Source organism: Parerythrobacter jejuensis (genome assembly GCF_039536765.1).
Lineage (GTDB): Bacteria > Pseudomonadota > Alphaproteobacteria > Sphingomonadales > Sphingomonadaceae > Parerythrobacter > Parerythrobacter jejuensis.
Map to the genome: position 1 here is coordinate 1,306,386 of NZ_BAAAZF010000001.1, position 11,080 is coordinate 1,317,465.

General features: G+C 61.2%; 12 protein-coding genes. 4 read left to right on the forward strand and 8 right to left on the reverse strand.

The genetic code is table 11. From position 1 onward, the window contains the following. Positions 1-57: 57 nt before the first annotated feature. Complete coding sequence (locus ABD653_RS06435) at positions 58-1,608, forward strand: acyl-CoA carboxylase subunit beta (RefSeq protein ID WP_160777924.1); 1,551 nt, start codon at positions 58-60, stop codon at positions 1,606-1,608. Here the strand turns inward: ABD653_RS06435 and ABD653_RS06440 are convergent. Continuing rightward, positions 1,605-2,843 (reverse strand): multidrug effflux MFS transporter, encoded by a 1,239-nt coding sequence (locus ABD653_RS06440; protein WP_160777925.1) that lies wholly within the window; start codon positions 2,841-2,843, stop codon positions 1,605-1,607. The genes ABD653_RS06435 and ABD653_RS06440 overlap by 4 nt on opposite strands. A gap of 115 nt (positions 2,844-2,958) precedes the next feature. On the opposite strand from ABD653_RS06440, the gene dinB reads away from it, so the two are divergent. Then, positions 2,959-4,101, forward strand: a complete 1,143-nt coding sequence (gene dinB / locus ABD653_RS06445; RefSeq protein WP_160780260.1) for a DNA polymerase IV — start codon at positions 2,959-2,961, stop codon at positions 4,099-4,101. On the opposite strand, the gene ABD653_RS06450 is transcribed toward dinB, so the two are convergent. The 5 genes from ABD653_RS06450 to ABD653_RS06470 form a co-directional block, all read right to left on the reverse strand. Beyond that, the gene (locus tag ABD653_RS06450) at positions 4,098-4,562 is read right to left on the reverse strand and encodes an NUDIX hydrolase (RefSeq protein ID WP_160777926.1); all 465 of its coding nucleotides are present in this window, start codon (positions 4,560-4,562) and stop codon (positions 4,098-4,100) included. The two genes, dinB and ABD653_RS06450, sit on opposite strands and share 4 nt — an antisense overlap. Beyond that, positions 4,550-5,173, reverse strand: a complete 624-nt coding sequence (locus tag ABD653_RS06455; RefSeq protein WP_160777927.1) for a 6-phosphogluconolactonase — start codon at positions 5,171-5,173, stop codon at positions 4,550-4,552. The genes ABD653_RS06450 and ABD653_RS06455 overlap by 13 nt, the downstream gene beginning before the upstream one ends. 77 nt (positions 5,174-5,250) lie before the next feature. After that, complete coding sequence (locus tag ABD653_RS06460) at positions 5,251-5,712, reverse strand: Dps family protein (protein WP_160777928.1); 462 nt, start codon at positions 5,710-5,712, stop codon at positions 5,251-5,253. A 108-nt stretch (positions 5,713-5,820) separates the two neighbouring features. Then, a complete protein-coding gene (locus ABD653_RS06465) occupies positions 5,821-6,375 on the reverse strand; it encodes a TMEM165/GDT1 family protein (protein WP_160777929.1) in 555 nt (184 codons plus the stop codon). Between the two features lie 18 nt (positions 6,376-6,393). Next, positions 6,394-7,719, reverse strand: coding sequence for an alkaline phosphatase PhoX (locus ABD653_RS06470; RefSeq protein WP_234032102.1), 1,326 nt, complete (start codon positions 7,717-7,719; stop codon positions 6,394-6,396). Between the two features lie 77 nt (positions 7,720-7,796). On the opposite strand from ABD653_RS06470, the gene ABD653_RS06475 reads away from it, so the two are divergent. Together ABD653_RS06475 and ABD653_RS06480 are read left to right on the forward strand one after the other, a co-directional pair. Continuing rightward, positions 7,797-8,591 (forward strand): SDR family oxidoreductase, encoded by a 795-nt coding sequence (locus tag ABD653_RS06475; protein WP_160777930.1) that lies wholly within the window; start codon positions 7,797-7,799, stop codon positions 8,589-8,591. A 52-nt stretch (positions 8,592-8,643) separates the two neighbouring features. Further along, the gene (locus ABD653_RS06480; protein ID WP_160777931.1) at positions 8,644-9,711 is read left to right on the forward strand and encodes an NAD(P)-dependent alcohol dehydrogenase; all 1,068 of its coding nucleotides are present in this window, start codon (positions 8,644-8,646) and stop codon (positions 9,709-9,711) included. Between the two features lie 9 nt (positions 9,712-9,720). Here ABD653_RS06480 and ABD653_RS06485 read toward each other — a convergent pair whose 3' ends face one another. Continuing rightward, positions 9,721-9,969 carry a DUF6356 family protein gene (locus ABD653_RS06485; protein ID WP_160777932.1) on the reverse strand — a complete coding sequence of 83 codons (249 nt, stop codon included), beginning with the start codon at positions 9,967-9,969 and terminating at the stop codon, positions 9,721-9,723. 22 nt (positions 9,970-9,991) lie between these two features. Then, positions 9,992-11,065: a YeiH family protein gene (locus ABD653_RS06490; protein WP_160777933.1), complete on the reverse strand. Its 1,074-nt coding sequence runs from the start codon at positions 11,063-11,065 to the stop codon at positions 9,992-9,994. Positions 11,066-11,080: the final 15 nt, after the last annotated feature.

The window sequence follows — 11,080 nt, forward strand, 5'->3', positions numbered from 1 at the left end:
CTTTGATCGCATGAGCGAGGAAATCGCGTGCCGGATGGCGTGCGGAAAACAACACGCATGACTTGGGCAAAGGAACTCGAAGAACTGCGCCACCGCGAGGCGCTGGCCGAGCAGATGGGCGGAGAGGCGAAGGTCGCCCGCCAACACGGTCGCGGCAAGATGGATGCCCGTGCACGATTGGCCGCATTGGTCGATGAAGGCTCATTCCGCGAAATCGGCAAGATCGCGGGCACGGCAAGCTACGACTCTAACGGAAATCTGACCGGTGTCCTGCCTGCCCCGTTCCTGTTTGGCAAAGCGCTGATCGAAGGGCGACCGGTGGTTGCGACAGCCGATGATTTCACTATTCGCGGCGGCGCGGCAGATGCCGGAATCAAGCGCAAGATGGTTCAGGCCGAGCGGATGGCGCATGAGCTGAAACTGCCGATGATCCGCATGATTGATGGCACCGGCGGCGGCGGCAGCGTCAAAACGCTCGAACAGATCGGTGCGACCTACATTCCCGCCGTGCCCGGCTGGGGCGACGTGGTCACCAACCTCGACACTGTGCCGGTGGTGGCACTGGCGCTGGGGCCGACAGCAGGCTTGGGCGCGGCACGGATTGTCGCAAGCCACTATTCGATCATGGTGCGGGGCCTAAGCCAGATTTTCGCCGCCGGTCCCGCGGTGGTCGATGGCTTGGGCGAAAATTACAAGGGTTCAGACGACCACCAGCAGGCCAAGGAAGAGCTGGGCGGCAGCGACATCCACACCCGCAACGGCGTGGTCGATGACGAGGTGGCGAGCGAGGCCGAGGCCTTTGCCCGTGCGCGCCATTTCCTCAGCTTCATGCCCGAACATGTCGGCCAGTTGGCGAGGCGTTCGCATTGCACCGATCCGGCAGGCCGGCGCGAGGAAGCGCTGCTCAGCCTCGTGCCCCGGGAAGATAAGGCCGTCTATTCCATGCGCCGCTGCATGAATATGGTATTCGATCAGGGCACCGTGTTCGAAATCGGCAAGAACTGGGGCCGCACCGCGATCACAGCGTTGGCGCGGCTCGATGGCTGGCCTGTCTGCGTGGTGGCAAGCGACCCAAGCTATCTGGGCGGATCATGGGATGCCAAGACCAGCGAGAAGGTGGAGCGGTTCGTCAAGTTGGCAGACCAGTTCCGCCTGCCTATCGTCCACCTGGTCGACAATCCGGGCTTCATGATCGGGCGCGAAGCCGAAATGGCGGGCACGATCCGTTACGGCGTGCAGGCAATGAATGCGATCTATCGCGCAACCGTCCCCCTCGCCAGCATCGTCATGCGCCGGGCATATGGCATCGCCGGCAGCGCCATGAGCAATGCCGAGAGGTTCCAGTATCGCTATTGCTGGCCATCGGGCGATTGGGGCAGCCTGCCTATCGCAGGCGGTCTGGAAGTCGCTTATAAATCGGAACTGGAAGCTGCCGACGATCCTGCCGCCGAACTGGAAGCTATCAAGGCAAGGCTGGACAAGGTTACGTCCCCCTTCCGCAGCGCCGAACGCTTCAATGTAGAGGATATCATCGATCCGCGCGACACGCGGCCCTTGCTGTGCGAGTTTGCGCAGTTGGCGTGGCGCAAGCTGGCGAGCGAACGTTAGTCGTTGGGGCCCGGCGCATTGGGGCGGCTGAACAGTTTGCCCCGTTCGCTAAACAAGATCGCTGCCAAGGCCAGCAGGCCGCAGCTCAGCATGGCGCTGGCCAGAGGAACGGCGGTACCATCGAAGAGATAGCCAATCGTGCTTCCTAGAATCGCGCCAGTGCTCATGCGCAAGGCGGTTTGCCCGCTGCTGGCGGCTCCTGCGATGTGGAAGAAAGGCTGCATCGCGATCGAGCTGAAATTGGCCCCGATAAAACCGAGCATCGCCATCGACAGGCTCATCAGGATGATGAATTCGGGCAGGCTCTGCGGGGCCTGGCTTGCACTCCACAATTGCGCAGTGCTGATCACGATAAATGCGAGCAATGCCGTGTGGCTGACGCGCCTCGCGCCAAACCGCTCCACAATGCGCGAATTGGTGAAGTTGGCCGCCACCATGCCGACAACCGCGCCGCCAAAGATGAGCGCGAAATAATTGCCGGCGCCGAATGTCTCACCAATAAGCTGCTGGCTGGAATTGAGGAAACCGAACAGCGATCCGAACACCAGCGCACTGCCGATGACATAGCCGATCGCAGTCCGCTCGCTGAGCGCTCTGCCCATATTGCGCAGAATCGTGGCAGGATCGATTTCCTGGACATTTTCAGCCGCCAGAGTTTCGGGCAGGCGCAGCCATACCCAGAAGCCGACACCCAGCGCCATCACCGCCATGGCACCGAAAATCGCCCGCCAGCCGGCGACCATCATGATGCCCTGTCCCACTGCAGGCGCAAGGATCGGGACGAGCAGGAAGATCATCATGATCAGGCTCATCATCTTGGCCATGCGATCTCCGCCGACCCGGTCGCGCACGATTGCGGCGGGCACCACGCTCAATCCGGCACAAGTGATGCCCTGGATCACCCGCAAGGCGACCAGGACCCAGAAATCGGTTGCCAATGCACAGGCAAGCGACAGAACAATGTAAGAAACCAGCCCCAATGCGAGCACGGGGCGACGCCCGAACCGGTCGGCAAAGGCACCAGGGAAGAAAGCGCCGACACCGGCACCCAGGAAATAGGCCCCGATCACCAATTGCCGATCATTCCCGCCGGCCGACAATTCGGTGGAGATGACCCCCAGTGCCGGCAGCATGGCGTCGATGCCAAAGGCTTGCAGGCTCATCAACAGCGCCATCAGGACGATCAGCTCGCGCTCTCCCAAAACCCGTTCAGTTGCAGTTCGAGACGAAGCCATCGCGATCCCTTGGGCGTGCCACCCCGGCTTGGCCAGAGAAATTTCATCGCTGTCCCCCGTGGCAAACAGGGGTTGGCCGGTTTCGGGGCATGGCAATTGGCCCTATCGTGCAGCCATGGCCGAGGACGAATTTGATCAGGCAGGTGAAGATAATGCGCCCGACGAGGAAATCGGCCTGCGCAAAATCATCCATGTCGATATGGACGCCTTTTTCGCCAGTGTAGAACAGCGCGACGATCCGAGCCTAAGGGGCAAGCCTGTGGCAGTGGGTGGTGCAGGCGGACGCGGCGTGGTTGCCGCCGCCAGCTATGAAGCGCGCAAGTTTGGCGTGAAGAGCGCTATGCCCAGCGTCACAGCCAAGCGGCAATGCCCGGACCTGATTTTTGTGAAGCACCGGTTCGATGCTTACAAAGAGGCCTCCGCAACGATCCGCGAAATCTTCCGGCATTTCACACCCCATGTAGAGCCGCTCAGCCTGGATGAAGCCTATCTGGATGTGACCGATGATCTGCAGGGGGTCGGCTCTGCCACCCGCACAGCAGAGCTGATCCGGGAGCGCATTCGCGAGGAGACGCAGCTCACTGCCAGTGCCGGCATCAGCTACAACAAATTCATCGCCAAGCTCGCCAGCGACCAGAACAAGCCCGATGGCATGTGCGTCATCAAACCCGGCGAAGGGGCCGCCTTTGTGCAGGCGCTGCCGATCCGTCGCTTTCACGGCGTGGGGCCGAAAGGCGCAGAAAAAATGGCGCGGCTAGGCATCGAAACCGGTGCCGATCTCGCGACCAAGGATCTCGCCTGGCTCCGCGCCAATTTTGGATCGTTTGGTGACTACCTGTTCAGGGCTGCGCGTGGGATCGACTTGCGGCCGGTACGCGCCAACCGGATCCGCAAATCGGTCGGCGGGGAAAGAACCTTCGGGCAAGACCAGCATGAGCCGGACGAATTGCGCGAAACGCTCGAACGGATCATCGAGATCGTGTGGGAGCGGATCGAGCGGGCCGAAGCCAGGGGGCGCACAGTGACTCTCAAGATGAAGTACAACGATTTCCGCACCATGACCCGCGCCCACTCGCTGACCCGCAATGTTAAAGGCAAGGAAGAGTTTGCCACCATTTCGCGCGATCTGCTGGAGGCACAATTACCCCTGCCGCTGCCGATCCGTTTGATGGGCCTGACGCTTTCGAATCTGGAGGGCGAGGAGGAGAAAGATGCGGAGCGCAAGGCCCGCAAGAGCGGTCAGCTCGCGCTGTTTTAGAAACCGGGCACGAGGGCGAGATGCTTGCGCGTTAGTCTGCCGAGATCGGTGGGTATATGTGCCGGGGCAAAAAACGCCCAATCCACCACTTCGCGCCCGTCCTGCCGGGGCTCCGATCCGGCCCGGGCGGAGAATATATATGAGGTATGCGGACAGCCCGAGATCGTTTCCTCCATCGTTCCGCATTCCTGCAAGTCGAGCAACTCGATCGCCAATTCCTCACGCGCTTCGCGGCGGGCGGCACCAGCTGGATCCTCGCCACGCGACAACCCGCCACCGGGCAGCATCCATACCGCTGGGCCATAAGCATGACGGACCAGGAGAACTTGACCGTTCGCATCGCGAATGATGATAGAAACGCCAGCCAAATGCGTCTTGCGCAGCATACGCCAGCGATGGCGGACCGCATATGCCAGACGCAGCAGCGTGCGTGCCAAGGGGCGCGGGATCAGGTGAAGCATGTGACCGGCTGGCTGGTTGCCGCCAAAAGACGCGCAACCGGCAGGTCATGGTCCCCATGTGATGCCGCCATAAACACCGCGCGCTTTTCAGCCGAACCGCCGAGCGTGAACAGAATTGTGCCGCTTGCCAGCAGACTCGGCAGCGTCAGGGTGATCCGGTCAAACGGAGCTTCGGGCGGAAGGGGATCAGGCGTTATGCGCCGGATTGGTTCCGGGTCACTTACTTTCGGATCGGTATTGGGGAACAACGAGGCGATATGTCCGTCAGCGCCCATGCCCAGCCATGTCAGCGCGAAAGGCGGTACTCGCTCCATCACGGTAAGGGTAACGACCTCGGCGCCCGCCGGCTCGAACAGTTTGCGCATCTTGCCGGTGTTTGAGGCCGGATGATCCTCTGGCACGATCCGGTCATCATTGGGCCAGACTGCAATGCGTGACCAATCGAGATCGCGCGCCACCAAGTCTTCCAGGATCGGGAATGGTGTCGATCCTCCCGGAATGGTGATCGCAATCGAACCCTCAGTATGGGTCAGAGAGTCTGCCAGCTGCGTGTGCAGCCAATCGGCAATGCGGCGTGCATCAGCATTTTCGTACAGGGTCAGATCGTCCATCACTTCCCTCTAACGGAAAGGCCGCCGCGAGGCATCCCCGCAGCGGCCCGAATTCGTATCCGCGCGCGGATCTGATGTTAGCCGAGCGTGCTCTTGAGAAACCAGACACGCTGTTCTGTCTGGTCGGTCAGGTCGTCAAGATATCCGTCAGTGGCATTGTCGCCAGCCGCTTCGGCCAGGCCCTTCAGCTTCCGGATCCGTTCAAGCAGGATCACATTGTCGTCGTGAAGCTCCTGCACCATCTGCTCGGCAGACAAGTCCGCCCGATCCTGATCCGCGATATTGGTGTGCTTGGCGATTGACGCGATGGACGTCAGCGTCTCGGCGCCATTCTTGCGCACACGTTCCCCGATGAGGTCGATCTGGTCGCGGATTTCGATGGCGTGCTCGTCAAACAGGAGGTGCAAGTCGCGGAAGCGAGCACCCTTCACATGCCAGTGAAAGTTCTTCGCCTTGGTGAAGAGCGCGAAGTGGTCTGCCAACAGGCCGTTAAGCTCGGTAACAAGTGCCTTTTTCGAATTGTCTCCGGTGGTTGCCATGTCGATATTTCCCGTAAATATAATGGTTTATGGTTACAGGTCATATACGGCTGAGCAGGCGCGATGTTCCGGAGACTTCCCTATCGTAGTGATCGGAAAAATCGATCTCTAAATGATTCCACGAATTGATAATCCGATCACTATAGCGGCTCCGAACACAATCACGGCCAAGACGATCCGGATAGGCCGAAGTGGAAGGCTGGCCTGGAGCCGGTCGCCCAGGAGCCAGCCGAGCGTCAGGGCTGCGACACCGCCGAGGGCTCCACCCATGGCAGTCAGAACCGGCAATCCCGTCCACGCCGCCAAGGCGAAAATCAGGAATCGACCGGCATCGCCGATCTGGCGCGCCAACAAAACGATGAAGGCAGCGAAGATAGAATGGGTCGGCTCTTTCGGGTCCGCCTGCTTCGCGGGCCACGCCAGCTCTATGGCGGCGGCAACCAGCGCGAATGCCACCAGCATCAAGGCAGCGGCAGGCGGCAGGATCGCCGCAATCCGGTCACCTGCCCACGCCATGATGACAGCCGATACCACCGCTGCAATCGCCCCCGCAACCAGGATACCCGGCCCCGTCCGCCCTGCCAAACGCGCCACCAGAACCTGGTCACGCGCTCCGAGCGAGACCAGCAGCACAAGGGCAAACCCGAACAGGAAAGATGACATCGCGCGCTATGCCATGGATCAGGTGATCCAGGGGCCCTTGATCGCGAGCGTTATGGTCGGGCTGTAGGCATTGACGAACATGGTCTGGCCATCGGGCGAGAAGCATGCGCCGGCCAATTCGGTCTGACGCCGCAGCCGCCCGAGAGGGTAGGCGCGCCCGGCGAGATCGATCCCGCGCAGATAATTGTCGACCACCTCGGTGTACTGGTCCTCGCAGATCACCAAGTGTCCATTGGGTGCAACGCACAGATTGTCGCCGTAATTGAACTGATCAGGATCGGTACTTTCGAAGAAGAGGTCGAGTGTATCCGGTTCGGACCCGCGTGATGGCGTGATCCGGAATATCTGACCAAGCTTGGCAGCGCCCCCGCCCGAGCAACAGAAATAGAGCTCGCCATCACCCATATGCATGCCCTCGCCGCGATAAAAGGTGACCCCGCCAGCGGCCGCCCCGCGTATGCGCAGATCATTGTCAGGTGCTTCCACATTGTCGAGATCGCGCCAGACTATGGCGTGCTTGGCGCCAATCCGGACAGTGACGGCGTCACGATTGCGGGCATCGCTTATGCCGTTCTCGAGAGCCAGAGCCTGCAGCTTCCCACCCTTGGCCAAATCTCCCGGCACGGCAGGAAGGAAGCGATAGAGCAGCCCGTCGCTCGCATCTTCGGTCATGTAGACAATACCGGTTGCCGGATCGACACAGGCCGCTTCGTGATTGAAGCGGCCCATTGCCTTGAGCGGGACGGGATCGACCAGCCCGGTCGCCGTAGCTGGCACTTCGAAAGCATAGCCATGCTGCTTGGCCATCGACAGGCCTCGTCCGCCCGGCTCCTCGCACGTAATCCAGGTGCCCCACGGTGTAATCCCGCCCGAGCAATTGCGGATGGTGCCTGCCAACGTACGCGCCTGCCGCTCGACGGTAAGAGTTGCAGCATCCAGCAAAATATTGGTGGTGCCCCCCGGAAACACCCGCCCGTCGGGCCAGCGGCCATACCCCTCGGTAAGGTCAGCACCAGCCTCCTGCATCGGGTTCAGTTCGTGATTGCGGACCAGGGCAATCTTGCCATTGCCGATATCGAAACAGCCCATCCCGTCCGCCGCATCGGGCACGGTACCGCCATCATCCATCGGGTCACCCAGTTTTGACAGGACGCGATAGGAAAACCCCGCAGGCAGATCGAGCAATCCGGCCGGATCCTCGACCAGCGGCCCATAAGTTGCGCTGGGCAATGTGCCTGCCGCACCGATAGCGCGCGGGGTGCAACCGCTGGCAGCGAGCGCGGCAAAGGCGCTCCCCGTGGCGGCGAGAAACATGCGGCGATCACTCTCAAACGGTGCGGACAAGGTACTACCCTCCTGTTATTGCTAATGGTCATAGCAGGCCTGCCGCCACATGGCAGGGCGGATTTGAGGAGAGAGCAATGAAACTGGAACAGGGCACAGCGGCAATCGTCACCGGGGGCGCATCAGGGTTGGGCCATGCCAGCGCGGTTGCCCTGGCAGAACAAGGCTTCAAAGTTGCGATCTTCGATGTGAACACCGACGAGGGCCCCGCCAAGGCCGAGGAGATCGGCGGCCTGTTCTGCCATGTCGACATCACTGACGAACAATCGGTGGTCGACGGTTTCGAAGCCGCCCGGGCCGCCCACGGGCAAGAACGCCTGACGGTGCATTGCGCCATGACCAGCAAGCGCGGCAAGACCATCGGCTGGGACAAGGCGAATGGTTGCTACAAGCGCCTCTCGACCGAGGATTACGCTTTCGGTGCGGAGGGCATCCTGGTCTCCAGCTATCGCATCGCCAGCCACTCCGCGCTTGGCATGGCAAACAGCGATCCGGTGACCGAAGATGGCGAGCGCGGGGCCATCATCCTGACCGCCAGCGTTGCCGCGCAAGACGGGCAGATCGGGCAGACCATCTATGGCAGCTGCAAGAGCGGGGTGAACGGCCTGGTGCTGCCGATGGCGCGCGATTTGATGGAGCTCGGCATCCGGGTCAATTCGATCATGCCGGGCATCTTCGCGACTCCGTTGATGCTGGGGATGAAGGATCGCAATCCGCAAATGTGGGATCAGCTCAACGCCAGCGTGCCCTTCCCCAAGCGGCTCGGCCATCCGGAGGAATTCGCTTCGCTGGTGCTGGAAATCGCCCGCAACGGATACATCAACGGCCACCAGTTCCGGCTCGACGGTGCGATCCGGATGCCCCCGAAATAGGGCCACGCATCCGAACAGGCATTCCGGACCCATCCCATTGAAAGGCCAAGCCATGGCGACCCAGACCAACGAATATCCGACCAAAGCATACGGCGCGACGGCGCCGGATAGCGGCCTTGCGCCAATGGACATCACGCGGCGGGGCTTGCGTGATGACGATGTGTTGATCGACATCAGCCATTGCGGGATCTGCCATTCCGATCTGCACACTGCGCGCAATGATTGGGGCCGCACAACCTACCCTGTTGTCCCTGGGCACGAGATTGTCGGAACGGTCGCTGCGGTCGGCGACGCGGTATCACGTCACAAGGTGGGGGACCGGGTCGCGATCGGCTGCATGGTCGATAGCTGCAAACAGTGCGCCCACTGCGAAATGGACCTGGAGCAATATTGCAAGCAGGGCATGGTCGGCACTTATGGCGGTCGAGACCGGCACGACGGGTCGACAACCCATGGCGGCTATTCGGAACGGATTGTGTGCCGCGACGAATTCGTCCTGAAAGTCCCCGACGCGTTGAGCAGCGAACATGCCGCGCCGCTGCTATGCGCGGGCATCACTACCTACTCCCCGCTGCGCCAATGGAACGTTGGTCCGGGCAGCAAGGTGGCCGTCGCAGGGCTCGGCGGACTGGGACATATGGGCGTCAAATTTGCCGTCGCGATGGGGGCAGAAGTAACCGTGCTCAGCCGCAGTGAAAGCAAGCGTCAGGATGCGATGGACCTCGGGGCGCATGATTTCCTGATCACCACCGACCGGGAAGCGATGAAGGCGAAGACCGGTTATTTCGATCTGGTCCTCAACACTGTTCCTGTCCGCCATGATGTCACGCCCTATCTCCATCTGCTGCGGATCGACGGCGCGCAAGTGCTGGTCGGTGTGATCGACAAGCTACCCGAATTGCATTCGGGCATCCTGCTCGGCCGCAAGATCCTCTCCGGAAGTGGCATTGGCGGGATCGCAGAGACGCAGGATATGCTCGATCTGTGTGCCGAAAAAGCGATTGTGCCCGAGATCGAGATGATCCGGATGGAGGAGGTCAATACCGCCTACGACCGGATGGAAGCCAGCGACGTCAAATATCGTTTCGTAATCGACATGGGCGCGTTCCGGGGCGCCTGATCCGGGCTGTCAGATACACCAGTCGAGCTGCTGGCCCTTCTGGCTGGAGCGTTCCGGGCGGACCCGGTTGGCGACCATGCGCGCATGCAATTTGCGCACGATGGTGCTGCCGGTGTTCCTGAACAGGAATGGAAACGCGCCGTGCAGCAGGCAGGCAATCCCGCCTCCGATCATCGGTATCCCGAAGCTGGAGGCGACACGGAAATGCTCCGTATAGGTTTCGCCCACGCTACGCGGATGATCGGTGAAGATATTCATACGGCTCGATCCTTGTGCTTGTTCACAGCATTTGCGTGGCCAACAACGCCAGAAGAAACGCTGTCAGGGTTGTTATAATCACCGGCCCGAAACTGCGCAAACTATGTGCCAGCAATCCGCCCAGGTTGGACTTGATGGCCGCCGCAGTCACGGCGAAGAGCAGGAATAGGCTGGCCGCCTCTGCCCCGGTCTTCGTTACCACATCAGGCAAAGCAACCAGACTGTTGATCGCCACCAGCAAGATAAATCCGACGATGAACCACGGCAGCGCGCGCGCAAGTGTGAGCTTTTCGGCCACATCGCCGTCAGCGTCCTTGTCAGAACGCGCGATCACGAAGGACACCAGCAACAGGATTGGCACCAGCATCGCCACGCGTGAGAGCTTGACCACCGCCGCGACTTCTCCCGCAGGATCGGAATAGGCAAAGCCGCCGCCGATGGCTTGTGCAACATCGTGGATCGATGCCCCGATCAGGAATCCTGCTTGCTGGTCACTCAGTCCCAGGAATCCCGCTATGGCCGGATAGAAGGTCATCGCTGCTGCGCTGGCGATCGTGGTCCCCAGCAGCACGATGGTGAAACGCTCGGAGGAGACCCGCTTCTCCCCCAGCAGGCTCCACAAGGCGAGCGCTGCCGAGGCGCCGCAAATGGCAGTGGCACCGCCGGCCAGCAGACCGAAAGCCAGATCCTGCCGCAGCAATCGAGCGGCCAGCAAACCTGCCGCAATCACGCCCGCCATGATCATCACGAGATAGAGGAAGGGTTGCACCCCCAGCCCCGCAATCTCCGCCCAGGTAATCCTGAGCCCGATCAGCACGATGCCGATCCGCAGCAAGGTCTGCGAGGCAAAATCGAGACCGGGTGATAGGCGGGTATCGGAATTGGTGAAGTTGAGAGCGAGGCCGATCAACAGGCCCATCAAGACGGCAGGCGGACCATAATGCTCGCTTAGCCAAAGCGCAGCCAGCGAAGCCACCAGGACCAGACCAAGGCCCGGCAAATAGGAAACCAGGCTGCGCCGTGGTGCCGGCTCGGCAAGCTGAAGCTCCCCGTAGAGGTCAGCCATCCAGTAGGTTTCGGGTCCCGTTTTAGCCATGACACTGGCACCTTT

Excerpts from the sequence above, each read along its gene's own strand:
- ABD653_RS06435 (WP_160777924.1), top strand. The coding sequence starts at position 58 with ATGACTTGGGCAAAGGAACTCGAAGAACTGCGCCACCGCGAGGCGCTG.
- ABD653_RS06440 (WP_160777925.1), bottom strand. The coding sequence starts at position 2,843 with ATGGCTTCGTCTCGAACTGCAACTGAACGGGTTTTGGGAGAGCGCGAG.
- dinB (WP_160780260.1), top strand. The coding sequence starts at position 2,959 with ATGGCCGAGGACGAATTTGATCAGGCAGGTGAAGATAATGCGCCCGAC.
- ABD653_RS06450 (WP_160777926.1), bottom strand. The coding sequence starts at position 4,562 with ATGCTTCACCTGATCCCGCGCCCCTTGGCACGCACGCTGCTGCGTCTG.
- ABD653_RS06455 (WP_160777927.1), bottom strand. The coding sequence starts at position 5,173 with ATGGACGATCTGACCCTGTACGAAAATGCTGATGCACGCCGCATTGCC.
- ABD653_RS06460 (WP_160777928.1), bottom strand. The coding sequence starts at position 5,712 with ATGGCAACCACCGGAGACAATTCGAAAAAGGCACTTGTTACCGAGCTT.
- ABD653_RS06465 (WP_160777929.1), bottom strand. The coding sequence starts at position 6,375 with ATGTCATCTTTCCTGTTCGGGTTTGCCCTTGTGCTGCTGGTCTCGCTC.
- ABD653_RS06475 (WP_160777930.1), top strand. The coding sequence starts at position 7,797 with ATGAAACTGGAACAGGGCACAGCGGCAATCGTCACCGGGGGCGCATCA.
- ABD653_RS06480 (WP_160777931.1), top strand. The coding sequence starts at position 8,644 with ATGGCGACCCAGACCAACGAATATCCGACCAAAGCATACGGCGCGACG.
- ABD653_RS06485 (WP_160777932.1), bottom strand. The coding sequence starts at position 9,969 with ATGAATATCTTCACCGATCATCCGCGTAGCGTGGGCGAAACCTATACG.
- ABD653_RS06490 (WP_160777933.1), bottom strand. The coding sequence starts at position 11,065 with ATGGCTAAAACGGGACCCGAAACCTACTGGATGGCTGACCTCTACGGG.